The organism is Diaphorobacter sp. LR2014-1 (assembly GCF_002916785.1).
Lineage (GTDB): Bacteria > Pseudomonadota > Gammaproteobacteria > Burkholderiales > Burkholderiaceae_C > Diaphorobacter > Diaphorobacter nitroreducens.
Genome location: NZ_MTBE01000030.1, coordinates 12,288 through 37,781 on the forward strand (window position 1 = coordinate 12,288; position 25,494 = coordinate 37,781).

At 66.7% G+C, this 25,494-nt stretch carries 18 protein-coding genes and 2 tRNA genes; 10 read left to right on the forward strand and 10 right to left on the reverse strand.

The features are described from left to right. Nucleotides 1-137: 137 nt before the first annotated feature. Nucleotides 138-2,141, forward strand: coding sequence for a U32 family peptidase (locus BV908_RS17105; protein WP_103738733.1), 2,004 nt, complete (start codon nt 138-140; stop codon nt 2,139-2,141). 291 nt (nt 2,142-2,432) lie between these two features. Beyond that, a complete protein-coding gene (locus BV908_RS17110; protein WP_011805493.1) occupies nt 2,433-3,713 on the forward strand; it encodes an aminotransferase class I/II-fold pyridoxal phosphate-dependent enzyme in 1,281 nt (426 codons plus the stop codon). 68 nt (nt 3,714-3,781) lie between these two features. On the opposite strand, the gene egtB is transcribed toward BV908_RS17110, so the two are convergent. From egtB to BV908_RS17130, 4 genes are all read right to left on the reverse strand, one after another. Then, the gene (gene egtB, locus BV908_RS17115; RefSeq protein ID WP_103738734.1) at nt 3,782-5,146 is read right to left on the reverse strand and encodes an ergothioneine biosynthesis protein EgtB; all 1,365 of its coding nucleotides are present in this window, start codon (nt 5,144-5,146) and stop codon (nt 3,782-3,784) included. Nucleotides 5,147-5,165: 19 nt separating this feature from the next. Beyond that, nucleotides 5,166-6,167: an L-histidine N(alpha)-methyltransferase gene (gene egtD / locus BV908_RS17120; RefSeq protein ID WP_103738735.1), complete on the reverse strand. Its 1,002-nt coding sequence runs from the start codon at nt 6,165-6,167 to the stop codon at nt 5,166-5,168. 296 nt (nt 6,168-6,463) lie between these two features. Continuing rightward, complete coding sequence (locus tag BV908_RS17125) at nt 6,464-7,051, reverse strand: OmpW family outer membrane protein (protein WP_011805496.1); 588 nt, start codon at nt 7,049-7,051, stop codon at nt 6,464-6,466. A 153-nt stretch (nt 7,052-7,204) separates the two neighbouring features. Beyond that, a complete protein-coding gene (locus BV908_RS17130) occupies nt 7,205-8,203 on the reverse strand; it encodes a DUF808 domain-containing protein (RefSeq protein ID WP_103738736.1) in 999 nt (332 codons plus the stop codon). Between the two features lie 115 nt (nt 8,204-8,318). Between BV908_RS17130 and BV908_RS17135 the strand changes: the two genes are divergently transcribed. After that, nucleotides 8,319-8,750, forward strand: a complete 432-nt coding sequence (locus BV908_RS17135) for a hypothetical protein (RefSeq protein ID WP_103738737.1) — start codon at nt 8,319-8,321, stop codon at nt 8,748-8,750. A 19-nt stretch (nt 8,751-8,769) separates the two neighbouring features. Here BV908_RS17135 and purL read toward each other — a convergent pair whose 3' ends face one another. Next, nucleotides 8,770-12,804: a phosphoribosylformylglycinamidine synthase gene (gene purL, locus BV908_RS17140; protein ID WP_103738738.1), complete on the reverse strand. Its 4,035-nt coding sequence runs from the start codon at nt 12,802-12,804 to the stop codon at nt 8,770-8,772. A 178-nt stretch (nt 12,805-12,982) separates the two neighbouring features. Here purL and map point away from each other — a divergent pair, with 178 nt between their 5' ends. After that, nucleotides 12,983-13,798: a type I methionyl aminopeptidase gene (gene map, locus BV908_RS17145; RefSeq protein WP_011805500.1), complete on the forward strand. Its 816-nt coding sequence runs from the start codon at nt 12,983-12,985 to the stop codon at nt 13,796-13,798. A 59-nt stretch (nt 13,799-13,857) separates the two neighbouring features. Continuing rightward, nucleotides 13,858-16,512, forward strand: a complete 2,655-nt coding sequence (locus BV908_RS17150) for a [protein-PII] uridylyltransferase (RefSeq protein ID WP_103738739.1) — start codon at nt 13,858-13,860, stop codon at nt 16,510-16,512. A gap of 58 nt (nt 16,513-16,570) precedes the next feature. On the opposite strand, the gene def is transcribed toward BV908_RS17150, so the two are convergent. Next, a complete protein-coding gene (gene def / locus BV908_RS17155) occupies nt 16,571-17,110 on the reverse strand; it encodes a peptide deformylase (protein WP_011805502.1) in 540 nt (179 codons plus the stop codon). 105 nt (nt 17,111-17,215) lie between these two features. Between def and BV908_RS17160 the strand changes: the two genes are divergently transcribed. From BV908_RS17160 to BV908_RS17170, 3 genes are all read left to right on the forward strand, one after another. After that, entirely contained in the window at nt 17,216-17,635 is a 420-nt protein-coding gene (locus BV908_RS17160; protein ID WP_103738756.1) for a YbaN family protein, read from the forward strand. 73 nt (nt 17,636-17,708) lie between these two features. After that, nucleotides 17,709-17,784, forward strand: a tRNA-Asn gene (locus BV908_RS17165). 52 nt (nt 17,785-17,836) lie between these two features. Continuing rightward, nucleotides 17,837-17,912, forward strand: a tRNA-Asn gene (locus BV908_RS17170). 121 nt (nt 17,913-18,033) lie between these two features. Here BV908_RS17170 and icd read toward each other — a convergent pair. Beyond that, the gene (icd, locus tag BV908_RS17175; RefSeq protein ID WP_103738740.1) at nt 18,034-19,293 is read right to left on the reverse strand and encodes an NADP-dependent isocitrate dehydrogenase; all 1,260 of its coding nucleotides are present in this window, start codon (nt 19,291-19,293) and stop codon (nt 18,034-18,036) included. A gap of 275 nt (nt 19,294-19,568) precedes the next feature. Here icd and BV908_RS17180 point away from each other — a divergent pair, with 275 nt between their 5' ends. Together BV908_RS17180 and BV908_RS17185 are read left to right on the forward strand one after the other, a co-directional pair. Beyond that, nucleotides 19,569-19,832, forward strand: a complete 264-nt coding sequence (locus tag BV908_RS17180; RefSeq protein WP_015913128.1) for a hypothetical protein — start codon at nt 19,569-19,571, stop codon at nt 19,830-19,832. A gap of 95 nt (nt 19,833-19,927) precedes the next feature. Beyond that, nucleotides 19,928-20,434: a DUF192 domain-containing protein gene (locus BV908_RS17185; protein WP_103738741.1), complete on the forward strand. Its 507-nt coding sequence runs from the start codon at nt 19,928-19,930 to the stop codon at nt 20,432-20,434. A 235-nt stretch (nt 20,435-20,669) separates the two neighbouring features. Here BV908_RS17185 and BV908_RS17190 read toward each other — a convergent pair whose 3' ends face one another. From BV908_RS17190 to xseA, 3 genes are all read right to left on the reverse strand, one after another. Beyond that, the gene (locus BV908_RS17190) at nt 20,670-22,904 is read right to left on the reverse strand and encodes an NADP-dependent isocitrate dehydrogenase (protein WP_103738742.1); all 2,235 of its coding nucleotides are present in this window, start codon (nt 22,902-22,904) and stop codon (nt 20,670-20,672) included. Between the two features lie 344 nt (nt 22,905-23,248). Then, nucleotides 23,249-23,830 carry a Fe-Mn family superoxide dismutase gene (locus BV908_RS22830; protein ID WP_231403412.1) on the reverse strand — a complete coding sequence of 194 codons (582 nt, stop codon included), beginning with the start codon at nt 23,828-23,830 and terminating at the stop codon, nt 23,249-23,251. A 147-nt stretch (nt 23,831-23,977) separates the two neighbouring features. Continuing rightward, the gene (gene xseA, locus BV908_RS22835; protein ID WP_246867537.1) at nt 23,978-25,315 is read right to left on the reverse strand and encodes an exodeoxyribonuclease VII large subunit; all 1,338 of its coding nucleotides are present in this window, start codon (nt 25,313-25,315) and stop codon (nt 23,978-23,980) included. Nucleotides 25,316-25,494 lie beyond the last annotated feature (179 nt).

The following is a 25,494-nucleotide window of genomic DNA, read 5'->3' on the forward strand; positions in this document are numbered from 1 at the left end:
GCGCACAAACCACACGCGCGCTAAGCGCCCTGTCCATGAACCATCCGGGAAAACCCGCAATTTTGCCAGACGCGAACCTGCCGCCGGGTACCCCCGCCCCGGCACGGTCGGGCGCAGACCGGGATAATTCACGCCCTATGTCCCTCCTGCCCCACCAGCTCGAACTGCTCTCCCCCGCGCGCGATGCCGACATCGGCATCGAGGCCGTCAACCATGGTGCCGACGCCGTCTACATCGGCGGCCCGGCCTTTGGCGCGCGGGCCACGGCGGGCAACGACATCCGCGACCTGGAGCGGCTCATCCAGCACGCGCACCGTTTCAACAGCCGCATCTTCATCACGCTGAACACCATCCTGCGCGACGACGAGCTGGAGGGCGCCCGCCAGATGGCCTGGCGGGTGTACGAGGCCGGCGCCGACGCGCTCATCATCCAGGACATGGGCCTGCTGGAGCTGGACCTGCCGCCCATCCAGCTGCACGCGAGCACGCAGACCGACATCCGTACGCCCGAGAAGGCGCGCTTTCTGCAGGACGTGGGCCTGTCGCAGATCGTGCTGGCGCGCGAGCTGGACCTGGCGCAGATCGCCGCCATCCGCGCGGCCACCGACCCGGCGCGCACCACCATCGAGTTCTTCATCCACGGCGCGCTGTGCGTGGCGTACTCGGGCCAGTGCTACATCAGCCATGCCCACACCGGGCGCAGCGCCAACCGGGGCGACTGCAACCAGGCCTGCCGCCTGCCCTACGAGGTGCTGGACGGCGCCGGCCGCATCATCGCGCACGAGAAGCACGTGCTGTCGATGAAGGACAACAACCAGAGCGACAACCTGCGCGCGCTGATCGACGCCGGCGTGCGCAGCTTCAAGATCGAGGGCCGCTACAAGGACATGGGTTACGTGAAGAACATCACCGCCCACTACCGCAAGCTGCTGGACGAAATCATCGAGGAGCGCGAGTTCACGGCCGAGCCGCTGGCGCGCTCGTCCAGCGGCCGCACCACCTTCACGTTCGAGCCCGATCCCGACCAGAACTTCAACCGCGAGTTCACCGACTACTTCGTCAACGGCCGCAAGGAAGACATCGGCGCCTTCGACACCCCAAAGACGCCGGGCCGCGCCATCGGCTGGGTGACGCAGATCGGCGACAACTGGTTCGAGCTGGAGGTGAGCGACAAAGCCACCGCACTGCACAACGGCGACGGTCTGTGCTACTACGACCTGCAAAAGGAACTGGTGGGCGTGCACATCAACCGCGCCGAATGCGTGGCGCCCAAGAAGGGCATCTGGCGCGTGTTCCCCAAGAACGAGATCACCGAGTTCAAGGACCTGCGCAAGGGCCTGGAGATCAACCGCAACCGCGACATGGACTGGGTGCGCACGCTGGAGAAGAAATCCAGCGACCGCCGCATCGGCCTGTGGGCCCATCTGGCCGAGACCGCCGACGGCTTTGCGCTCACGCTCACCGACGAAGACGGCTTCGTGGGCAGTGCGTCGGTCATCCAGCCCCACCAGCCAGCCACCGATGCGGTCAAGGCCGAGGCCACGCTGCGCGATCAGCTCGGGCGCTTTGGCGCCACCCGCTTCGCCGTGCACGCCATGGCGCTGCAGCTCTCGCAGCCGTGGTTCGTGCCCGCATCGGCACTGAACCAGTTGCGCCGTGACGCCGTGGTCGCGCTGGAGGACGCGCGCACCGCCGGCTTCGTGCGCCTGCCGCGCGCCGTGCCGGTGCAGCCGCCCGTGCCCTTCCCCGAAGACACGCTGACCTACCTGGCCAATGTGTTCAACCACAAGGCGCACGACTTCTACGTGAAGCATGGCGTGAAGGTGATCGACGCCGCGTACGAATCGAAAGAGGAAGAAGGTGAAGTCAGCCTGATGATCACCAAGCACTGCGTGCGCTTCTCCATGAGCCTGTGCCCCAAGCAGGCCAAGGGTGTGATCGGCGTGAAGGGCACCATCAAGGCCGAGCCGCTGCAGCTCATCAACGGCAAGGAAAAGCTCACCCTGCGCTTTGACTGCAAGCCCTGCGAGATGCACGTGGTGGGCAAGATGAAGAAGTCGGTGATGAACCAGCATCTCAAGGACATGCAGGCCCAGCCGCTGCAGTTCTACCGCACGCGACCGGCGCCCACCTCCGCCTGATCCTGGCCTGCTGCCCAAAACATGGGCATCGCGTGCCAGGCCATGACTGGCGCGGCTTCGCGCAGTTGCCCACGGGGTTTTCCACAGCACAGCCCACAGGCTGCGGGGATAACGCAACGCCCGCCCGGCGCCGCGCGGGCGCATATCGACATTGCCAATGCATCGTTGGCCTGTGGAGGGTGGACCGCCATAATCGCGCGGCTATCTCCGCCCCAGGGCGCCCAGGGCTCGCACTAGGAAGCGCCCCAGGACGCCGGGCCCCGCCCTCCCCTTCACCCGCAAAGGAAGCACATGCGCATCGAGACATTGGCCGTCCACGCCGGCTATTCGCCCGACCCCACCACCAAGTCCGTGGCCGTGCCCATCTACCAGACGGTGGCCTACGCCTTCGACAGCGCCCAGCACGGCGCGGACCTGTTCGACCTGAAGGTGCCCGGCAACATCTACACGCGCATCATGAACCCCACCACCGACGTGCTGGAAAAGCGCGTCGCGGCGCTGGAGGGCGGCATTGCCGCCGTGGCCGTGGCCTCGGGCATGGCGGCCATCACCTACGCCATCCAGGCCATCGCCGAGGCGGGCGACAACATCGTCAGCGCCAGCACGCTCTATGGCGGCACCTACAACCTGTTTGCCCACACCTTTCCCCAGCAGGGCATCGAGGTGCGTTTTGCCGACGCACGCGATCCCGCCAGCTTCGGCCAGCTGATCGACGCGCGCACCAAGGCCATCTTTGTCGAATCCATCGGCAACCCGCTGGGCAACGTGACCGACATCCGCGCCCTCGCCGACGTGGCCCATGCGCATGGCGTGCCGCTGATCGTGGACAACACCGTGCCCAGCCCCTACCTGCTGCGCCCCATCGAGCACGGCGCCGACATCGTGGTGCACGCCCTGACCAAATACCTGGCCGGCCACGGCAACAGCATGGGTGGCACCATCGTGGACAGCGGCAAGTTCCCCTGGGCTGAGCACAAGGCACGCTTCAAGCGCCTGAACGAGCCCGACGTGAGCTACCACGGCGTGGTCTACACCGAGGCCCTGGGCCCGGCCGCCTATATCGGCCGCGTACGCGTGGTGCCGCTGCGCAACACGGGCGCTGCCATCTCGCCGCACAACGCCTTCCTGATCCTGCAAGGCATCGAGACGCTGGCGCTGCGCATGGACCGCATCTGCGAGAACACGCAGAAGATCGCCGAGGCGCTGCAGGGCCACCCCAAGGTGGAGTGGGTGCGCTACGCGGGCCTGCCGGACCACCCGGACCATGCCCTGGTGCAGCGCCAGATGAAGGGCCGCGCCTCGGGCATCCTGTCGTTCAGCCTGAAGGCCAGCGGCGACCCACGCGCCGCCGGTGCGCGCTTCCTGGACGCGCTGCAGCTGTTCACACGCCTGGTGAACATCGGCGACGCCAAGTCGCTGGCCACGCACCCGGCCTCCACCACGCACCGCCAGCTCAATCCCGAAGAACTGGCCCAGGCGGGCGTGACCGAGGGCATGGTGCGCCTGTCCATCGGCATCGAGCACATCGACGACCTGCTGGCCGACCTGCACCAGGCGCTGGACGCGGTTTAAGCGATTTTCGGCTCTAGCGCTTTCCTGGCAAGCGCTAGTAGCTCCTGATTCAGGAGCATACCCACTGCTCAGCGGGCATCGCGTGCCAGCCGCAGGCCCGTGAACTGCCAGCGCGCCGTGGCGGGAAAGAAGTTGCGGTAGCTGGCACGCACATGGCCGGGCGGCGTGGCGCAGGAGCCGCCGCGCAGGATGTACTGGTTCACCATGAACTTGCCGTTGTACTCGCCCACGGCACCGGGCGCGGGCGCGAAGCCGGGGTACGGGGCGTAGCTGGACTGCGTCCATTCCCAGACCTCGCCGCCCATCGGCTGGAAGGGATCGGCGCCGACCGCCGGCGCCGCTGGGCGGGGATGCAGCCGGCCGCCGTCGTCCAAGACATCGGCATCAGCGGGATGGCCCACGCAGCCCGCGGGCCCGGCACAGGCCGCCGCGGCGGCCACCTCCCACTCGGCTTCCGTGGGCAGGCGCGCGCCGGCCCAGCGGGCAAAGGCATCGGCCTCGTAGTAGGACAGGTGCACCACCGGTTGCGCAGGATGCAGCGGGCGCTCGCCTGTCAGCGTGAATTCGCTCCAGCCGCCCGGCCCGCCACCTTGGCCGCACTCCCCATCACCGCACCAGTAGATGGGGTGCTCCAGCCCTTGCGCACGCCGCCAGTCCCAGCCCTCGGCCAACCAGTGGGCCGGCTCGCGGTAGCCGCCGGCCTGCACGAAAGCCAGGTACTGCGCGTTGGTCACCGGTCGGGTGGCGATCTCGAAGGGTTGCAGGAAGACGGTGTGGCGCGGCGTCTCGTTGTCGAAAGCGAAGCCCTCGCCATCGTGGCCGATCTGCGCCAGGCCGCCTTCCAGGCGCCGCCACGCGGTGTCTTGTGCCGCAATGGCGTCCGCCACCACGGCCGCGGCTGTGCCTTGGTAGGCCGGCCACAGCGGGTTGCACCAGAGCAGGTGCTTGACGTCGGTGAGGATCAGCTCTTGGTGCTGCTGCTCATGCTGCAGGCCCAGTTCCACCAGCGCCAGCACGTCACCCGGAACTTCGGGCTGCGACAGGAGCTGCTGCATGCGCGCATCCACGTCGGCGCGGTAGGCCCGCACGGTGGCCAGGTCGGGCCGCGTGATCAAGCCACGCTGCGGGCGCGGGTGCTGCCGCCCCACGCCGTGGTAGTACGAGTTGAACAGCACGCGGAACGCCGGATCGAATGCTCGGAAGCCGCTCTCGTGCGCCTCCAGGACGAAGGTCTCGAAGAACCAGCTCGTGTGCGCCAGGTGCCATTTGACGGGGCTGGCGTCGGGCATGGACTGGGCGCAGCAGTCCTCGGCCGAGAGGGGCCGCGCCAGCGCCTCGGTGGCCGCGCGCACCGCGGCGTAGCGCAGCGCCATCGAGGGCTGCGACTGCCGCGGCGACGACGGCAGCGTGGGAGTCGAGGGTGGCAAGCGCATGTGGTATCCCCTGGCGGCATCACGCCTGGGCATGCACCATGGCGAACCAGCCGCGATCGTCCATCCAGGCCTGCGTGCGCGTGAAACCCGCTTCGCGCAGCAACGCGGTGAAATCCGGCAGCGGGTACTTGTAGCTGTTCTCGGTATGGATGCGCTCGTCCGCCGCAAAGTCGCGCCCGCCGCCCGGCCAGCGCACACGCTGCGGCCCCGCGGCCTCCAGGTGCATTTCGATGCGCGAGGCATGGGGGTTGAAGAAGGCGCGGTGGCGCCACTGCGCGGGCACGAAGTCGCTGCCGACCAGGCGGTTCACGTGGGCCAGCGCGTTGCGGTTGAAGGCCGCGGTCACGCCGGCGGCGTCGTCGTACGCGGCCTCCAGCACGGCCACGTCCTTGGGCAGGTCGAAGCCGATCAGCAGGCCGCCATCGTCCAGCGCCAGTTCGCGCATGTGCCGCAGCAGGGCCAGTGCCTGGGGCGGGTCGAAGTTGCCGATGGACGAGCCAGGGTAGAAGACGAGGCGGCGCGCGCCGGGAACGTCCGACGGCAGGTGCACACCCCGGGTGATGTCCGCGCCCACGGCGCGGGCATGCAGGCCCGGCAGTGCCACACGCAGGCGCGCGATAGCATCCCGCAGGTAGTCGGCGGAGATGTCCACCCCCACGAAGTGCGTGGCCCGTACCAGCGCGCAGAGCTCGCGCGCCTTGTCGCAATTGCCCGCCCCGGGCTCGATCACCACACGCGCCGGGCCTACGGCCTGGGCAATGGCGTGCCCGTGGCGCCGCAGCAAGGCACGCTCGGTACGCGTGGGGTAGTACTCGGGCAGGCGGGTGATGGCCTCGAAGAGTTCCGAGCCCCGCTGGTCATAGAAATACTTGGGTGAGAGCGCCGCCTGCGGCTGCAACAGGCCGGCCAGGATCTCGCCGCGTTCGTCGGCCGAGGCCACACCCGCGGGCGGCTGCGGCGGTGCCAGGCCGAGGTGGTGAAGGACGCCGTCAAGCCGAGCAAGGGGAGAAACTGCAGACATAGCGCTGCAGCGTAGGCCACCTGCCAACGCGCCCCTGCAATCCAACGACACCTCTTCAGGTAGGACGCACGCGCGATCTGCAGGGCAATCCACAGTGCACCTCTTGTGCCGGATTGCCCGCTGTGGTTGGCTTTTTCGCCGCCCTGCCAATAAAGGATCAAATCGGGCGGAAGCGCTTGCCCATCAAGCGCAAATAGCTCCTTCAATGAGAGCATCGATTTACCGTCCGCCGAGGATAAAAAAAGGGCCGGCGCATGCGCCGGCCCACCCCACCATGAAGAACGGAACTTGCGTGCTTAGAAGCGGTAGCCCACGCCCACGCCGAACAGCACCGGGTCGACCTTGAAAGTGCCCACGCCGCGCACGTCGGTGTCGATGTACACCTTCTTCACGTCCACGTTCAGGGACCAGTTCTTGTCCAGCGCATAGTCGAAGCCCACTTGCAGGGCACCGCCCCAGCTGTTGCGCTTCACGTCCAGGCCCGCGGGCAGCTTCACGCTGGAAAAGCGCGTGTAGTTGACACCAGCGCCCACGTACGGCTTGAACGCGCCGAAGTTCGTGAAGTGGTACTGCAGCAGCAGCGAGGGCGGCAGGTGCTTGAGCGAGCCGATCTTGTCGCCGTTCAGGCGCACGTCGTGCTTTTGCGGGTAGGTCAGGACCAGTTCGGCAGCGAGGTTGGGCGTGAAGAAGTACGAGACGTCGACTTCAGGAATCCACTTGTCGTTGATGCTCACGCCCGCGTCGCCGGCGGCACCGTTGTTGGCGCTGTCCAGATGCACCGCGCGTGCACGCACCAGCCAGGAACCTTCCGCAACCTGCTGCGCGAAGGCAGCGCCGGAGGTCATCGCACACAGAACGGCCAGGGCCAGAAGATTCTTTTTCATGTTGACTCGATACGTTGGGTTGACCGGGGACGACCCCCGTGCACGTATTAAGCCCACGAGTAATATGGTCAATATTGCTGCAGATCAAACCCAGAATCTGTGTGTCTATTCGTATGTGTCTATTTCGTCACAAACGGCGGCATATGGCCTCACTCAATGCGTGCCATTGGCAGCCGCCTTGCCGCGCAGCCGCCCCACCAGCGTCCACACCGCCAGCACCACGGCGCCCGCCACCAAGCCCACCACGGCATTGAGCAGGTTGGTGACCAGCACCGACCACAGTCCGCCCAGCGGCCAACCCTGCACCGCCGCGCCCACGCCCTCGACGGCATGATGCAGCGCCGGCACGCCATGCACCAGGATGCCCCCGCCGACGAGGAACATGGCTGCGGTGCCGACCACCGACAGCGTCTTCATGAGCCAGGGAGCGGCCGCGACGATGCCGCGGCCCAGGGCCTGTGCCGCGTTGCTGGCCTGGCGGCTGAGCCACAGGCCCAGGTCGTCCAGCTTCACGATGCCCGCCACGAGGCCATAGACCCCCACCGTCATCAGGACGGCAATGCCCGCCAGTACCGCCACTTGCTGCGCAAAAGGCGCGCCCGCGACGGCGCCCAGGGTGATGGCGATGATTTCGGCAGAGAGGATGAAGTCGGTACGCACGGCCGCCTTGATCTTGTCCTTCTCCACCCGCGCCAGGTCCACGTTGGGATTGGCGTTGGCCTGCGCATGGATCGCGTGTTGCACGGCATCTTCCTCGGGCGTGTGCAAAAGCTTGTGCGCGAGCTTTTCGCAGCCTTCGAAGCACAGGAAGGCCCCGCCCACCATGAGCAGCGGCGTCACGGCCCACGGCGCGAACGCGCTGATGAGCAGCGCCGCCGGCACGAGGATGGCCTTGTTCACCAGGGATCCGCGGGCCACGCCCCACACGACGGGGATCTCGCGCTCTGCCCGCACGCCCGTGACCTGCTGGGCATTGAGCGCCAGGTCGTCGCCCAGCACCCCTGCGGTCTTTTGCGCCGCCACTTTGGTCATGACGGACACGTCGTCGGCCATGGCGGCGCTTTTCTTGGCGGCCACCTTGGTCATGAGGGCCACGTCGTCCAGGATGGTGGCGATGTCGTCAAGCAGGGTCAGAAGGCTGGCGCCGGCCATGGGTGAGTTCCTTTCAAGAAGCCGCCATTCTGAATGAAAACACCCCTAACGCATGTGGGACAAGCGCTGACAGCTATTGTTTTTGCAATACGGTGGGCAGGCGTACCATGGCGGCATGCCCTCTCGCACTGCGTCCTCGCGCCCCGTGCGCACCGCCGCCGCGCTGGCCGCGCTGGTGCTGTCCGCCTGCGCCGGCCCGTCGGCGCGCCTGGGCGTGGGTGTGCCGGTGGGGCCGTTCAGCGTGGGCGTCGGCGTGGGTTCGGGCGGCGTATCAGCCGGGGTGGGCACCGGCGTGGGGCCGGTGGGCGTCGGAGTGGGAGTGCACCCAAGCGGCCAGGTGACTGGCGGCGTGGGCGTGGGTGCCTCGGTTCCCATGGGCGGCGCACACGTCGGAGCCGGCGTGGGCTCATCCACCGTGCTGCACGATCCGTACCGGCCGCCGCAGCCACCCGCGCCGGCGGCGCCGTCTTCCGGCGGCCCGACCCTGCAGTGGCGCGACTCGCACGGGCGCATCGTGCCCGAGTGCCATGTGCGCGGCGGCTGCTAGCCGCGCGCCGCGGCGCCGATCACCCCACCCACTTGCGTGCGTTGCGCCACACGCGCATCCAAGGGCTGAACGCGTCCTTGCCCCCCGTGGCGGCCAGATCGGTCCAGCTCATCTGGATGTTGCGGAACACACGCTCGGGGTGCGGCATCATGGCCGTGAAGCGTCCGTCCGCCGTCGTCACGGCCGTGAGCCCGCCGGCGCTGCCATTGGGGTTGAACGGGTAGCGCTCGGTCGGCTGGCCATGGTTGTCCACGAAGCGCATGGCACGCACCACCTTCTCGGCATTGCCACGGTACTGGAAGTTGGCATACCCCTCGCCGTGCGCGACGGCGATCGGCAGGCGGCTGCCGGCCATGCCCTGAAGGAAGATGCTGGGCGATTCCAGCACTTCGACCATCGACAGGCGCGCCTCGAAGCGGTGGCTCTGGTTGGTGGTGAAGCGCGGCCAGTCCTGCGCGCCAGGGATGATGTCGGCCAGTTCGGCAAACATCTGGCAGCCGTTGCACACGCCCAAGGCGAAGGTATCGCCACGCGCGAAGAACTGCTGGAACTGGGCCGACAGGCGCTCGTTGAACGTGATGGAGCGCGCCCAGCCGATGCCCGCGCCCAGCGTGTCGCCGTAGCTGAAGCCGCCGCAGGCCACCACGCCAGCAAACTGCGCCAAGTCGGCACGGCCGGTCTGCAGGTCGGTCATGTGCACGTCGAACGCCTCGAAGCCCGCCTCAGTGAAGGCATAGGCCATTTCCACGTGCGAGTTCACGCCCTGCTCGCGCAGCACGGCCACGCGGGGCTTGGCGCCGGTGGCAATGAACGGCGCGGCCACGTTGTCGCTCGGATCGAACGTGAGGTGCACATGCATGCCCGGGTCCGCCGGATCGCCCGCCGCGGCGTGCTCGCTGTCGGCACAGGCCGGGTTGTCGCGCTGCTGGCAGATCTTCCAGCTCACGGCATCCCAAACCTGGTGGAGGTCCGCCAGGGATGCGCTGAACACGGCCTTGGCGTCGCGCCAGACCTGCAGTTCACCCTTGCCCGCGTCGATGGGCGAGGAGGCCGGGCGCGTCTTGCCGATGAAGTGGCTGCAGGCAGCCAGGCCATGCTCACGCAGGGTCTGCATCACCTGCGTGCGCTCGGCCGTGCGCACCTGCAATACCACGCCGAGTTCCTCGTTGAACAGCGCGCGCAGCGTCAGCTCTTCACGGCGACCGCTCACCTGCTGCGCCCAGTTCTTGGCGTCGCCGGTTTCCATACGGCTGTCGCTGATGCCGTCGCCTTCAGTGACGAGCATGTCCACGTTAATGGCCACGCCGACGTGGCCAGCGAAGGCCATTTCAGCCACGGTAGCCAGCAGGCCGCCGTCGCCCCGGTCGTGGTAGGCGAGGATCGCTCCTTTAGCGCGCAGCGCGTTCACGGCGTCCACCAGGGCGATCAGGTCCTTGGCGTCGTCCAGGTCGGGCGTCTCGTCGCCGGTCTGGTTCATCACCTGCCCGAGGATGGAGCCGCCCATGCGCATCTTGCCGCGGCCCAGGTCGATCAGCACGAGGGTCGTGTCCTCTTCCTTGGCGTCGAGCTGCGGCGTGAGCGTGCCGCGCACGTCGGCCAGCGTGGCGAACGCGGTGATGATGAGGCTGACGGGCGAGGTGACCTTCTTGGTCTCGCCGCCCTCGCTCCACTGGGTGCGCATGGACAGGCTGTCCTTGCCCACGGGGATGGAGATGCCCAGCTGCGGGCACAGCTCCATGCCCACGGCCTTCACGGTCTCGTACAGCGCGGCGTCTTCTCCGGGCTCGCCGCAGGCCGCCATCCAGTTGGCCGACAGCTTCACGCGCGGCAGTTCGATGGGTGCCGCCAACAGGTTGGTGATGCTTTCCGCCACCGCCATGCGGCCCGACGCGGGCGCATTGAGCGCCGCCAGCGGCGTGCGTTCGCCCATGGCCATGGCCTCGCCAGCAAAGCCACGGAAGTCGGCCAGCGTCACGGCCGCGTCGGCCACGGGCACCTGCCAGGGGCCCACCATCTGGTCGCGGTGGGTCAGGCCGCCCACGGCGCGGTCGCCGATGGTGATGAGAAAGCGCTTGGAGGCCACCGTGGGGTGGGCCAGCACCTCGATCACGGCCTTCTCCAGCGGCAGGCCGTCCACGTTCAGCGGCGCGAAGCTGCGCTGCACGCTGGTCACGTCGCGGTGCATCTTGGGCGGCTTGCCCAGCAGCACGTCCATGGGCATGTCCACAGGATATTTCTGGTCGCCCGACGTGACCGCCGTGTCTTCCAGCACCAGTTGGCGCTCCTCGGTGGCCGTGCCGATCACGGCGAAGGGGCAGCGCTCGCGCTCGCAGAAGGCCGTGAACTGCGCCAGCGACTCGGGCGCGATGGCCAGCACATAGCGCTCCTGGCTCTCGTTGGACCAGATTTCCTTGGGCGCCAGGCCGGACTCCTCCAGCGGCACGGCGCGCAGGTCGAAGCGCGCGCCGCGGCCCGCGTCATTCGTCAGCTCGGGGAAGGCGTTCGACAGGCCGCCCGCGCCCACGTCATGGATGGCCAGGATGGGGTTATCCGCCCCCTGCGCCCAGCAGTGGTTGATGACCTCCTGCGCGCGGCGCTCGATCTCGGGGTTGCCGCGCTGTACCGAGTCAAAGTCTAGCTCCGCCGCGTTGGTGCCCGTGGCCATGGAACTGGCGGCGCCGCCGCCCATGCCGATGCGCATGCCGGGGCCGCCCAGCTGGATCAGCAGCGTGCCGGCGGGGAACAGGATTTTTTGGGTGAGCCGCGCGTCGATCGTGCCCAGGCCGCCCGCGATCATGATGGGCTTGTGGTAGCCGCGGATGATGGCGCCCTCGCCCGTTCCGACCACCTGCTCGTATTCGCGGAAGTAGCCCGTCAGGTTGGGCCGGCCGAACTCGTTGTTGAACGCGGCGCCGCCCAGCGGCCCCTCGGTCATGATCTGCAGGGGGCTGGCGATGTGCTCGGGCTTGCCCACCTCGCTGCCCCAGAGCTTGGACACGGTGAAGCCCGTGAGGCCCGCCTTGGGCTTGGAGCCGCGGCCGGTAGCGCCCTCGTCGCGGATCTCGCCGCCCGCGCCGGTGGAAGCGCCGGGGAATGGCGAGATGGCCGTCGGGTGGTTGTGCGTCTCCACCTTCATCAGCACATGGTGGGTTGCACTACGCTTTTGATAGCTTGGAGCGCTTACCTGTTGGGCGAAAGACTCGAATTTGGCGATGAATTGCTCGACCTCGCTGCCTTCCATGATGGAGGCGTTGTCGGCATAGGCCACCACGGTATGCTGGGGCGACACGGCTTCGGTGTTGCGGATCATGCCGAACAGGCTCTTGTCCTGCGCCACGCCGTCGATGGTGAACTGGGCGTTGAAGATCTTGTGGCGGCAGTGCTCGCTGTTGGCCTGGGCGAACATCATCAACTCCACGTCGGTGGGGTTGCGCGCCAGGCCTGTGAAGGCGTTGACCAGGTAGTCGATCTCGTCGTCGGCCAGGGCCAGGCCCCAAGCCTTGTTCGCAGCCTCCAGCGCCGCACGCCCGCCCTGCAGCACATCCACGAAGGCCATGGGCTCGGCCTGCAGCTCGGTGAACAGGCGCTGCGCCTCGTCCAGCGTGGTGACCACCGATTCCGTCATGCGGTCGTGCAAGAGCGCCGCAACCTGCTGCAGCTGCTCGGTGCTCAACTCGGGCTTGCCACCCAGCAGGCCGCCCTTGAGGCTGATGCGGTATTCGGTGATGCGCTCGATGCGGCGCACCGCCAGGCCGCAGTTGTGGGCGATGTCCGTGGCCTTGGACGCCCAGGGCGACACCGTGCCCAGGCGCGGAGTGACATACAGCACCATGCCGTCCCGCGGGCCGGCGTATGGGTCGCCGTAGGTCAGCAGCGCGGCCAGGCGCTCGCGCGCGGCGGCATCGGGTGCGGCGTCGCCAGCTACCAGGTGCACGAAGCGCGCCGCAATGCCGTCGATCTTGGGATGAATGGCCGCCAGGGCGGGTTGCAGTTGCTGGGCGCGGAAGGTGCTGAGGGCATTGCCGCCCTCCAGCGGGGTGATGTGCAAGGTCACGGTAGCGGCCTGTGTGGTGGCAGAAAGAGGCGTTTCGCCCGCTGGTTGAGGCAGCCGCTGAATGGGGCCGCCGCGCCGGCAGCGCGTGTTGGTGGGAGCCCGCTATTTTAGCCCGCGGCACCCGCCCTTGCCCGCCCCGCGCCCACAGGGGGCAAAGGCCGATGGGATAATTTGCGCCATGAGCATCACCATCAAAGACGCGCAGGGCATCGCCGGCATGCGCGAGGCCTGCCGCCTGGCGTCCGAAGTGCTGGACTACATTGCCCCACACATCAAGCCCGGCATCACCACCGCAGAGATCGACCGCCTGGGCGCGGAATGCATGGCCGCCCAGGGCACCGTGTCCGCCACCATCGGCTACCAGCCTCCGGGCTACCCGCCCTACCCCGGCCACCTGTGCACCTCGGTCAACCATGTGGTCTGTCACGGCATTCCCAACGACAAGCCGCTCAAGAAGGGCGACATCGTCAATGTGGACGTCACCGTGATCACCAAGGACGGTTGGTATGGCGACAACAGTCGCATGTACCTCATCGGCGAATGCTCCATTGCGGCCAAGCGGCTGTCGCAGCTCACGTTCGAATCCATGTGGCTGGGCATCCAGCAGGTCAAGCCGGGCGCGCGCCTGGGCGACATCGGCCACGCCATCCAGAAGTTCGCCGAGGGCCACGGCCTGTCGGTGGTGCGCGAGTTTTGCGGCCACGGCATCGGCCAGAAATTCCATGAGGACCCGCAGGTGCTGCACTATGGCCGCCCCGGCACGGGCGAGGAGCTGGTGCCCGGCATGACCTTCACCATCGAGCCCATGCTCAACCTGGGCAAGCGCGACATCAAGGAGCTGGGCAAGGACGGCTGGACCATCATCACCAAAGACCACAGCCTGTCGGCGCAGTGGGAACACACCGTGCTCGTGACCGAGACCGGCTACGACGTGCTGACCCTCTCCGCCGGCTCCCCCGCGCTGCCGGCCTTCGTCACCGCCACCACGACCTGAGCCAGGCCGCCGCGCCCAGAGCGCCGCAAGGCATGCACGGTTCTTGCTAAACGTCCTCCATGCCTTCCATCCCCCCCTGCCCCCCCGCCACCGCACCGGATCTCGCGCAGCTGCATGCGCTGCGCGACGCCTACCGCCAGGACAAGGCCGCCCTGCTGGCGACCCTGCGCGCGCCCGGAGCGTCCACGCGCGGCGTGCGCAGCCTGCTGCATCGCCTCTCGTCGCTGACCGACGGCCTGCTGTGCCGGCTGTGGGACCGCGCGCAGTTGCCTGAAGGCATGGCGCTGGTCGCCGTGGGGGGCTACGGACGCGCACAGCTGTTCCCTTATTCCGACGTGGACGTGCTGCTGCTGCTGCCGGACGGCATGAGCGTGGCCGCGGGCCATGCAGGTGCGGCACCCTGCACGCCGATCGAGACCTTCATCGGCAGTTGCTGGGACGCGGGGCTGGAGGTAGGTTCCAGCGTGCGCAGCGTGGCCGAATGCCTGAGCGAGGCCGCCGCCGATGTGACGGTGCAGACATCGCTGCTGGAAGCGCGCCTGCTGTGCGGCAACGCCGCGCTGTTCGATGCGTTCCGCCAGCGCTACGACGCGCAGATGGACCCGCGCGCCTTTCTGGTCGCCAAGACGCTGGAGATGCGCCAGCGCCATACGAAGTACGAAAACACCCCCTACGCGCTGGAGCCCAACTGCAAGGAGTCGCCCGGCGGCCTGCGCGACCTGCAGCTCATCCAGTGGGTGGCGCGCGCCGCGGGTCTGGGGCGCAATTGGCGAGAACTGGCGGCCAGCGGCCTGGCCACACCGTTCGAGGTCCAGCAGATCGAGCGCAACGAGGCGTTGCTGTTCCTGATCCGCGCGCGCCTGCATGCGCTGGCCGGCCGGCGCGAAGACCGCCTGGTGTTCGATCTGCAGACCGCCGTGGCCGAGACCTTCGGCTACCGCTCCACCGCACCGGACGGCCAGCGCCTGGCGATGCGTGCCAGCGAGACGCTGATGCGCCGCTACTACTGGGCCGCCAAGGCCGTGTCGCAGCTGTGCCAGATCCTGCTGCTGGGCATCGAGGAGCGACTGAACCCCTCCACGCATGAACTGCGTCCGATCAACCCGCGCTTCTTCGAGAAGGCCGGCATGATCGAAGTGGCCAGCGACGACCTGTACGAAAGAGAACCCCACGCCGTCCTGGAAACCTTCCTGCTCTATGAGACCACCGTAGGGCTCAAGGATCTGTCGGCACGCACGCTGCGAGCGCTCTACAACGCGCGTGGCGTGATGGACAGTGAATTCCGGCGCGACCCCGCGAACCGCGGGCTGTTCATGCAGATCCTGCAGCAGCCCGCAGGCATCACGCACGCCATGCGGCTCATGAACCAGACCTCCGTGCTGGGCCGCTACCTGTGGCCCTTCCGGCGCATCGTGGGGCAGATGCAGCACGACCTGTTCCATGTCTACACGGTGGACCAGCACATCCTGATGGTGCTGCGCAACGTGCGGCGCTTTTTCATGGCCGAGCACGCACATGAATACCCGTCGTGTTCACAGCTCGCCGCAGGCTGGGACAAACCGTGGATTCTCTACATCGCTGCGCTGTTCCACGACATCGGCAAGGGGCGCGGCGGCGACCATTCACAGATCGGCGCGCAGGAAGTGCGGCGCTTTTGCCGCCAGCACGCGGCGCACGGCATCACGCGCGAGGACGCGCGGCTCATTGAATTCCTCGTGGCCGAGCACCTCACCATGAGCCAGGTGGCGCAAAAGCAGGATCTGTCCGACCCCGACGTGATCGCCGCCTTCGCGCGCCGCGTGGGCAACGAGCGCTACCTCACCGCCCTGTACCTGCTCACCGTGGCCGACATCCGCGGCACCAGCCCCAAGGTGTGGAACGCCTGGAAGGGCAAGCTGCTGGAAGACCTGTACCACGCGACGCTGCGTACCCTGGGCGGGCGCGCACCCGACGCCGCCGCCGAGATCGAGGCGCGCAAACGCGAGGCGCTGGTGCTGCTGGCATTGGCCTCCCAGCCCCACGAGGCGCACAAGAAGCTGTGGGATACGCTGGACGTGAGCTATTTCATGCGCCACGAGGCGGCGGACATCGCCTGGCACACCCGCCACCTCTCGCGCCACGTGGGTGCCGGCAAGCCGGTGGTGCGCGCACGCCAGTCGCTGGCGGGTGAAGGCCTGCAGGTGCTGGTGTATGCGCCCGACCAGAGCGACCTGTTCATGCGCATCTGCGGCTACTTCGACCGTGCGGGCTTTTCCATCCTGGATGCGCGCGTGCACACTGCCAACAACGGCCATGCGCTGGACACCTTCCAGGTCGTTGCCTCCAGCCAGCCAGGCGCCTACCGCGAGCTCATTCACATGGTCGAGAACGACCTGCTGCGCGCCATCGAAGACCCGCGGCCGTTGCCCGAGCCTACGCGCAAGCGCGTGTCGCGTCGCGTCAAGAGCTTCCCCATCGCGCCGCGCGTCACGCTGCGCCCTGACGAAAAGGCCCAGCGCTGGCTCATCAGCATTTCCGCCAGCGACCGTGCCGGCCTGCTGTACCTGGTGGCGCGCGTGCTCTCGCGCCACGGCCTCAGCGTGCAGTTGGCCAAGGTGAGCACGCTGGGCGAACGGGTGGAGGACGTGTTCCTGGTGCAGGGCCCGGAGATGCAGAACAACGCGCGACAGATCCAGATCGAGACCGAGCTACTGCAGGCGCTGGCCGATCAATGACTATGATTTCGATAGCTGCTTGCGCTTGCCACAAGGGCGCTACAGCCTGATTGAGCGCTCAATCGTCTTCTACCGCACCAATCTCCGGAAACAACACCTCCGTGTAACCGAACTGCGTGAAATCGCGCACGCGCATTGGGTAGAGCTTGCCGATCAGGTGGTCGCACTCGTGCTGCACTACCCGCGCGTGGAAACCTTCCGCCACACGGTCGATGGGCGCGCCCAGCAGATCGACGCCGCGGTAGTGGATGCGCGCAAAGCGCGGCACCTTGCCGCGCAGGCCCGGCACGGACAGGCAGCCCTCCCAGTCGTCCTCCTCGTCGGCGCCCAGCGGCGTGATCACGGGATTGATGAGCACCGTGGGCGGCACGATGGGGCGGTCGGGATAGCGCGGGTTGCGCTCGCCGGAGCCGAAGATCACCACCTGCCAATCCTCCCCGATCTGCGGCGCCGCCAGGCCCGCGCCGTTCACGGCCTGCATCGTCTCGCGCATGTCGTTCACCAGTTGGTGCAGCGCGGGCGTATCGAATGCGGTAACGGGTTGGGCCACCCGCAACAGTCGCGGGTCGCCCATCTTCAGGATGGTGCGGATGGTCATGGTGGGTCTGCGGGCTGCAGCCGCCAAGCGCAGGGCATGGCGAAAGGCATGGCGGCGTCCCTGCCTTGGAGCATAACTCCCGGCAACACCTGCACAATGGCAGGCATGTCTCCGCCGCCCGAGCCACTGCCGCCCGTCCCTGGGCAAGCGCCCCTGCCCGCGCTGGCGCGCTGGCTCTTGCTGGTGTTTGCCGCACTCTGCCTGGCGCTGGGGGTGATCGGCATCGTCGTGCCGGGCCTGCCCAGCACGGTGTTCATCCTCATGGCGGGCTGGGCGGCCGCGCGCAGTTCGCCGCGCCTGTACCGCTGGCTGTGGTTCCACCCGCTGTTCGGCTCCATGCTGCGCAACTGGGCCAACGGCGGGCGCGTGAGCCGCCATGCGAAGTGGAGCGCCACCTTCCTGATGGCCCTGTGCGCGCTGGTGCTGTGGGTGGTGCATATCCCGCGCTGGGCGTCCATCAGCGCGGTGGTCAGCATGGCCTGCGTACTGGTGTGGCTGTGGCTTCGCCCAGAGCCGCAGCGCTGACATCGCCCTTCGCATCCCTTGCACAGCACAGCGTCAAGGCGGCACTTTTTTATGTATATAATCTAAGTCTTGTTCCTCGATAGCTCAGTCGGTAGAGCGACGGACTGTTAATCCGCAGGTCCCTGGTTCGAGCCCAGGTCGAGGAGCCAAATTCCAAGCCTTGCAATTGCACAAGGCCTGCCAAAAACAAGCACCGATCATTCCTCAATAGCTCAGTCGGTAGAGCGCCGGACTGTTAATCCGTAGGTCCCTGGTTCGAGCCCAGGTTGAGGAGCCATTCAAGGCCATTCCAGCATCTGTTGGGATGGCCTTTTTGCTGGGCGCTGACCTTGCGCTAGGGCAAAAAAACCCGCCGACCAGCGGCGGGCCCAGTCACGCACCCGTGGTTGGCGGGGCGCTTACATGTGGTCGATCATCACCTGCCCGAAGCCCGAGCAGCTCACCTGCGTGGCCCCGTCCATGAGGCGCGCAAAGTCATAGGTCACCTTCTTGCTCTGGATGGCCTTCTCCATGGAACTGATGATCAGGTCGGCCGCCTCGGTCCAGCCCATGTGGCGCAACATCATCTCGGCCGAGAGGATCTCGGAGCCCGGGTTGACATAGTCCTTTCCCGCGTACTTGGGGGCCGTGCCATGGGTGGCCTCGAACATCGCCACGCTGTCGGACAGGTTGGCACCCGGGGCGATGCCGATGCCGCCCACCTGCGCCGCCAATGCGTCGGAGATGTAGTCGCCATTCAGGTTCAGCGTGGCGATCACGCTGTACTCGGCCGGGCGCAGCAGGATCTGCTGCAGGAAGGCGTCGGCAATGCTGTCCTTGATGGTGATGTCCTTGCCGGTGCGGGGATTCTTGATGCGCATCCACGGGCCGCCGTCGATCAGCTGCGCGCCAAATTCCTGGGCTGCCAGTTCATAGCCCCAGTCACGAAAGCCCCCTTCGGTGAACTTCATGATGTTGCCCTTGTGCACCAGGGTCACGCTGGGCCGGTCGTTGTCGATGGCGTACTGGATGGCCTTGCGCACCAGGCGCTGCGTGCCCTCGCGCGACACCGGCTTGACCCCGATGCCCGACGTCTCAGGAAAGCGGATCTTCTTGACGCCGAATTCCTCCTGCAAGAACTTGATGAGCTTCTTGGCCTTGTCCGACTCGGCCTCGAACTCGATGCCGGCATAGATGTCCTCGGAGTTCTCGCGGAAGATGACCATGTTGATCTTCTCGGGCTCACGCACCGGCGAAGGCACGCCCTTGAAGTAGCGCACCGGGCGCAGGCAGACGTACAGGTCCAGCTCCTGGCGCAGCGCCACGTTCAGCGAACGGATGCCGCCGCCCACGGGCGTGGTGAGCGGCCCCTTGATGGAAACCACGTAGTCGCGCACGGCGTGCAGCGTCTCCTCGGGCAGCCACACGTCGGGGCCATAGACCTTGGTGGCCTTCTCGCCGGCATACACCTCCATCCAGTGGATCTTGCGCTGCCCGCCATAAGACTTTGCCACAGCCGCATCCACCACCTTGAGCATCACGGGCGTGATGTCCATGCCCGTGCCATCGCCCTCGATGAACGGGATGATGGGCTGGTGGGGCACGTTCAGCGACATGTCGGCGTTGACGGTGATCTTCTGGCCCTGGGGCGGAATCTGGATGTGCTGGTAGCTGGTCATGAAGAAGGTCTCCTGTAGGTGCGTGCGCAAGGCGGCGGGCTGCTCGCGCAGGAACGGCGCCCAAAGATTCTAGGGCAAGGCTGCAGGGTGGCCCGCCCCGCAGCGCATGTCGGCCCGGCATGATGACCCGCGAAGGGTCGCTGTCAACGCGCGCTCCGGGAAGCCGTTGAGACAGGGCGTGCAACAGGCTCCGCGGCCGACGCACGCATCCGTGCCATGCGGCCTGGCCGCCTGGCGTATACCGGTATACCGACCCTTCCAAGGAATTGGCACATATGAAAAAACTCCTCGCTATCCTGGCCGGCGGTCTGCTCGCAACGGGGGCCTTCGCGCAAGCGACCCCTGCCACGCCCGCAGTTCCCGCCACCCCGGCCGTTGTGGCCGCCCCCGACACGGCCGCCCCTGCGGCCGCCGCACCGGCTCCGGCCGCCGCCACCAAACCCGCCAAGCTGCGCAACCACCACGCCAAGGCGCCCGCCAAGCACAAGAGCGCCAAGGTCGCCAAGAAGACCGCCAAGCGAAGCAAGACGGCCGCCTGATCGCCGCGGCCACTGCTGAACAGCCCGCTTCGGCGGGCTTTTTGCTGCCTGCTACGCTCGGGGTTCCGCATTGCCACTGCCAACCCCTGTCTTCCATGTCCATGTTTTCGCTCACCGCACCTGCCATGCCCATCGCGCGCTTGCTGCGCAGCTTTCTGTCTCCCCTGCTGGCATACGGCGTGGCCTTAGGCCTGTGCGCAACCGCGGCGGCGCAGGGTGTTCCGCAAATGAACCTGCCGCGCGTGGAGTTGCAGGCCGGTATGCACCGCATCGACGCCCAGGTCGCCACCGCGCCGCAGGAGCGCCAAGTCGGCCTGATGCACCGCCGCGACATGCCCATGCACGAGGGCATGCTGTTCGTCTTCGAGCAGCCGGCCACGCAATGCTTCTGGATGCGCAATACGCCGCTGCCGCTCACCGCGGCCTTCGTGGCCGACGACGGCACCATCGTGAACCTGGTGGACATGCAGCCGCTGTCCGAAGAATCGCACTGCTCCAAGCGGCCGGTGCGCTTCGTGCTGGAGATGAACCAGGGCTGGTTCGCCAAGCGCGGGCTGAAGGCGGGCAGCAGGCTCAGCGGAAGACCGTTTGCGCAGCGGTAGCGCGCTATTTATTCAGGAGCTGGCAGCGCTTTCCCCGTAAGGATTTCATGAAATATTTACCTTGAAACCATTGCGTATCAAGCGCAAATAGCTTCATTTTTCATAGCATCCCTGTCCGCGATTGCGAGGGTCCACCCCACCCAAAGGCCGTGCAAAAAGAAACCGGCCTCCCCTTACGGGAAGGCCGGTGACGGCCGGGTGGCGACGGCCGGGATGACGCCCGGCCGGTGCTCCGTCAGGCGAGCGCTGCGATGGCCGCGTTGAACGTGGCGCTGGGGCGCATCACGGCGTCCAGCTTGGACAGATCGGGCAGGTAGTAGCCACCGATGTCGGCGGGCTTGCCCTGCACCACGCGCAGTTCCTCGACGATCTTGGCCTCGTTATCGGCCAGGGTCTTGGCCAACGGAGCGAACTTGGCGGCCAGCGCGGCGTCCTCGGACTGCGCGGCCAGGGCCTGGGCCCAGTACAGCGACAGATAGAACTGGCTGCCGCGGTTGTCGATCTCGCCCACCTTGCGCGAGGGCGACTTGTTCTCGTCCAGCAGCTTGCCGGTAGCCTGGTCCAGCGTCTTGGCCAGCAGCTTGGCGCGGGGGTTGTTTTCCTTCAGGCCCAGGTCTTCCAGCGACACGGCCAGCGCCAGGAATTCCCCCAGCGAGTCCCAGCGCAGGTAGTTCTCTTCGAGCAGCTGCTGCACGTGCTTGGGAGCGGAGCCGCCCGCGCCCGTCTCGTACATGCCGCCGCCGGCCATCAGGGGCACGATGGACAGCATCTTGGCGGACGTGCCCAGTTCCATGATCGGGAACAGGTCGGTCAGGTAGTCGCGCAGGATGTTGCCGGTCACCGAGATGGTGTCCAGGCCGCGCGCCACGCGCTCCAGCGTGAAGCGCATCGCACGCACCTGGCTCATGATCTGAATGTTCAGGCCGGTAGTGTCGTGGTCCTTCAGGTACTTCTCGACCTTCTTGATCAGCTCGTTCTCGTGCGGGCGATAGGGGTCCAGCCAGAACACGGCGGGCATGCCGGAGTTGCGCGCGCGGGTCACGGCCAGCTTCACCCAGTCGCGGATCGGAGCGTCCTTGACCTGGCACATACGCCAGATGTCGCCGGCTTCCACGTTCTGCGACAGCAGCACTTCACCCGTGGCGATGTCCACGATGTTGGCCACGCCGTCTTCGGCGATCTCGAAGGTCTTGTCGTGCGAGCCGTATTCCTCGGCCTTCTGCGCCATCAGGCCCACGTTGGGTACGGTGCCCATGGTGCGCGGGTCGAAGTTGCCGTGCCACTTGCAGAAGTTGATCATCTCCTGGTAGATACGGGCAAAGGTCGACTCGGGCATCACGGCCTTGCAGTCGTAAGGCTTGCCGTCGGCGCCCCACATCTTGCCGCCCTGGCGGATCATGGCGGGCATGGAGGCGTCCACGATGATGTCGTTGGGCGAGTGGAAGTTGGTGATGCCCTTGGCGGAGTCCACCATGGCCAGCGCCGGACGGTGCTCCTGGCAGGCGTGCAGGTCGCGGATGATCTCTTCACGCTTGGAGGCCGGCAGCGTCTCGATCTTCTCGTACAACGTGGCCATGCCGTTGTTGACGTTGATGCCCAGCTCGTCAAACAGCGCGCCGTGCTTCTCGAAGGCTTCCTTGTAGTAGATCTTCACGCAGTGACCGAACACGATCGGGTGCGAGACCTTCATCATCGTGGCCTTCACGTGCAGCGAGAACAGGATGCCGGCTTCCTTGCAGTCGGCCAGTTCCTTCTCGTAGAAGGCGCACAGGGCCTTCTTGCTCATGAACATGGAGTCGATGATCTCGCCGTCCTTGAGCGCGACCTTTTCCTTCAGCACCACGGTCTTGCCGGACTTCGTCTCCAGCACCATCTTTACGTCGCGGGCCTTGTCCAGGGTCAGGGACTTTTCGCCATGATAGAAGTCGCCCTCGTGCATGTGGGACACATGCGTCTGCGACCACTGCTTCCACTCGCCCATGGAGTGCGGGTGCTTCTTGGCGTAGTTCTTCACCGCGGCAGGCGCGCGGCGGTCGGAGTTGCCCTCGCGCAGCACCGGGTTCACGGACGAGCCCAGGCATTTGCCATAGCGGGCCTTGATGGCCTTTTCCTCGTCGGTGGTGGGGTTCTCGGGGTAGTCGGGCAGGTTGTAGCCCTTGCCTTGCAGTTCCTTGATGGCGGCGATCAACTGCGCCACGGACGCGCTGATGTTGGGCAGCTTGATGATGTTGACGTCGGGCTCGAGCGTCTTCTTGCCCAGTTCAGCCAGCGTATTGGGTACGCGCTGCTCGGGCGTCAGGAAGTCAGGGAACTCACCCAGGACGCGCGCCGCCAGGGAGATGTCGCTCTCGGCCACTTCGATACCGGCCACCGACGCGAAGCTGCGCACGATGGGCAGGAAGGAGGCCGTGGCCAGGCGGGGAGCCTCGTCGGTCAGGGTATAGATGATGGTGGGTTTCTGGGTGCTCATCTCGTCTCTCAGGTAAACAAAACAGAGGTCTTGCGCCGCCGGTCCGCGGCCTCGCGCGCAGTCATCCGATGTGACAGTCCGGATTGTGCGCGAGTCGTTGCGCGGAAATCGTGTAATTTGCAATCGAATATCGCATTGCAAAAAATTGACAGGGGAACTGGCACTTTTTTTTGCAAGTCTTCTACAAGACTGTCGTCCCGCTGCCAAATTACCCAGGGAGGCCGTACCCAATGAGGCCGCCGCCCGGGCCGTCAAGCCAGACGAAAAAACGGCCCGCAGATTCCTCTGCGGGCCGTTTGTCTTTGGGTCGCTCAACGCCGCAGGGCGCGGCGTGCGCTTTCGGCTCAGGCGAAGTTGGCTTCGGCGAACTTCCAGTTCACCAGCTTGTCCAGGAACGTCTCGACGAACTTGGGACGCAGGTTGCGGTAGTCGATGTAATAGGCGTGTTCCCACACGTCCACCGTCAGCAGCGCCTTGTCGGCCGTGGTCAGCGGCGTGCCGGCGGCGCCGGTGTTCACGATGTCCACCGTACCGTCGGCCTTCTTGACCAGCCAGGTCCAGCCGGAGCCGAAGTTGCCCACGGCGCTCTTCACGAACGCTTCCTTGAACGCGGCGTAGCTGCCCCACTTGGCATGGATCGCCTGGGCCAGGGCGCCGCCGGGCTCGCCACCGCCGTTGGGGGCCATGCAGTTCCAGAAGAAGGTGTGGTTCCAGATCTGCGCGGCGTTGTTGTAGATACCGCCGGACGACTTCTTGACGATCTCCTCCAGCGTCATGTTCTCGAACTCGGTGCCCTTTTGCAGGTTGTTCAGGTTCACCACGTAGGCGTTGTGGTGCTTGCCGTGGTGGTATTCCAGCGTTTCCTGGCTGTAGTGCGGGGCCAGGGCATCAATCGCGTAAGGCAGCGGAGGCAGGGTATGTTCCATGGTCAAGTCCTTCGTGGGTTGGGATGGGGGAGATCGCGGCCACCAGGGCGCGGCGAAGCAACGGGCATTGTAGGATAGTAATAGCACTCGCCGCTGTAGGCGGGCGGCGACTCCTGCCCTCTGGTACGGGATTGACCGGCGCCGCGTTCACAGCAAGCGGCGCTGCGATACTGTCAGGTCCAGTTCGCCCTCGGCCAACTGGGCATGCACGGCGTCGCCCAGGCGCACCTGGGCGGGGCGCGTCACGGGTTGCCCCTGCGCATCGGTCAGCAAGGCATAGCCGCGCTGCAGCACCAGGCGCGGATCCAGCAGTTGCAGCCGCAGCGCCGCGCGCTCCAGGCGCTCTCTGCGCTGCACCAGGCTGCGCTGCACGATTTGAGGAAAATGACTCTGCAGCGCTTGCCCCGCATGCGCAAGCCGCTGCGTTTTCAATAGCAAACCGTGGCGCAGGCGCTGTTCCAGGCCGCTCAGCCGCAATTGCTGCCGGCCCACGAAACCCGAGGGCCGGCCCAGCCGCTGGGCCGCCTGGTCCAGCCGTTGGTGCCGCAGGTCCACCTGGCGCTGTACGCCGTCGGCCAGCCGTTGCGCCAGCAGGTCGAGTGCCCCCAGCCACACGGCACGCGGCTGTGCCACCAACTCGGCGGCGGCCGTGGGCGTGGGCGCGCGCAGGTCGGCGCAGAAGTCGGCGATGGTGAAGTCGGTCTCATGCCCCACACCGCTGACCAGCGGCACCGGGCTCTGCACGATGGCGCGGGCCACGCGCTCGTCATTGAACGCCCACAGGTCTTCGATGGAGCCACCGCCGCGCACCAGCAGGATCACGTCGATGGCTGGCGGCGCCCCGGAATTCAGAGTCAAATCACCGTCCAGCGCCCGCCCCTCCTGCGCAAGCAGATACATTTTTGATAGCGCTTCGGCAATCGATGCCGGCGCCTGCGCCCCCTGAACGAGGGCCGGCACCAGCACCACGGGAATGTGCGGCACGCGCCGGCGCAGTGCCGTCACCACGTCATGCAGTGCTGCAGCGCCCGGCGACGTGACCACGCCGATGCCGCGCGGCATGGCCGGCAGCGCGCGCTTGCGCGCCGCGTCGAACAGGCCCTCGGCCTCCAGTTGCGCCTTGAGGCGCATGAACTGCTCGAAGAGCGCCCCCTGCCCCGCGCGCTGCAGGCTGTCGACGATGAGCTGCAGGTCGCCGCGTGCCTCGTACACGCCCAGCCGGCCGCGCACTTCGACCAGTTCGCCGTCGCGCGGGGTGAAATCCAGCACGCCCGCCGCACGGCGGAACATGGCGCAGCGGATCTGACCATTCCCATCCTTCAGCGTGAAGTAGCAGTGCCCGCTGGACGCGCGCGAGAAGCCCGTGATCTCCCCGCGCACCGCGACAGGATTGAACCGCGCCTCCAGCGCATCAGCAATGGCGCGGCATAACGCGCCAACCTCCCAGATTCGCGGCGCCACGCCTGTATCTGCACGCTCAAACACAGGCCGCTCCACGCTTGTACGCGCACCGGGCCGGTGCACTAGTCCACAGATCCGGGCATCCGGCGCCACGGCGGAAGGCCATGCGCCAACCCGGCCCCATACCACAAGAGTACGTGCAACCCATTGATTTCAAATGTTTTTTTGATGCGCAGTTTTTCATCAAACTAAGCAAACCACGT

Excerpts from the sequence above, each read along its gene's own strand:
- BV908_RS17135 (WP_103738737.1), top strand. The coding sequence starts at position 8,319 with ATGCCCTCTCGCACTGCGTCCTCGCGCCCCGTGCGCACCGCCGCCGCG.
- egtD (WP_103738735.1), bottom strand. The coding sequence starts at position 6,167 with ATGTCTGCAGTTTCTCCCCTTGCTCGGCTTGACGGCGTCCTTCACCAC.
- map (WP_011805500.1), top strand. The coding sequence starts at position 12,983 with ATGAGCATCACCATCAAAGACGCGCAGGGCATCGCCGGCATGCGCGAG.
- BV908_RS17150 (WP_103738739.1), top strand. The coding sequence starts at position 13,858 with ATGCCTTCCATCCCCCCCTGCCCCCCCGCCACCGCACCGGATCTCGCG.
- def (WP_011805502.1), bottom strand. The coding sequence starts at position 17,110 with ATGACCATCCGCACCATCCTGAAGATGGGCGACCCGCGACTGTTGCGG.
- BV908_RS17130 (WP_103738736.1), bottom strand. The coding sequence starts at position 8,203 with ATGGCCGGCGCCAGCCTTCTGACCCTGCTTGACGACATCGCCACCATC.
- icd (WP_103738740.1), bottom strand. The coding sequence starts at position 19,293 with ATGACCAGCTACCAGCACATCCAGATTCCGCCCCAGGGCCAGAAGATC.
- egtB (WP_103738734.1), bottom strand. The coding sequence starts at position 5,146 with ATGCGCTTGCCACCCTCGACTCCCACGCTGCCGTCGTCGCCGCGGCAG.
- BV908_RS17190 (WP_103738742.1), bottom strand. The coding sequence starts at position 22,904 with ATGAGCACCCAGAAACCCACCATCATCTATACCCTGACCGACGAGGCT.
- BV908_RS17125 (WP_011805496.1), bottom strand. The coding sequence starts at position 7,051 with ATGAAAAAGAATCTTCTGGCCCTGGCCGTTCTGTGTGCGATGACCTCC.
- BV908_RS17110 (WP_011805493.1), top strand. The coding sequence starts at position 2,433 with ATGCGCATCGAGACATTGGCCGTCCACGCCGGCTATTCGCCCGACCCC.
- BV908_RS17180 (WP_015913128.1), top strand. The coding sequence starts at position 19,569 with ATGAAAAAACTCCTCGCTATCCTGGCCGGCGGTCTGCTCGCAACGGGG.
- BV908_RS17105 (WP_103738733.1), top strand. The coding sequence starts at position 138 with ATGTCCCTCCTGCCCCACCAGCTCGAACTGCTCTCCCCCGCGCGCGAT.
- BV908_RS22830 (WP_231403412.1), bottom strand. The coding sequence starts at position 23,830 with ATGGAACATACCCTGCCTCCGCTGCCTTACGCGATTGATGCCCTGGCC.
- BV908_RS17185 (WP_103738741.1), top strand. The coding sequence starts at position 19,928 with ATGTCCATGTTTTCGCTCACCGCACCTGCCATGCCCATCGCGCGCTTG.
- BV908_RS17160 (WP_103738756.1), top strand. The coding sequence starts at position 17,216 with ATGTCTCCGCCGCCCGAGCCACTGCCGCCCGTCCCTGGGCAAGCGCCC.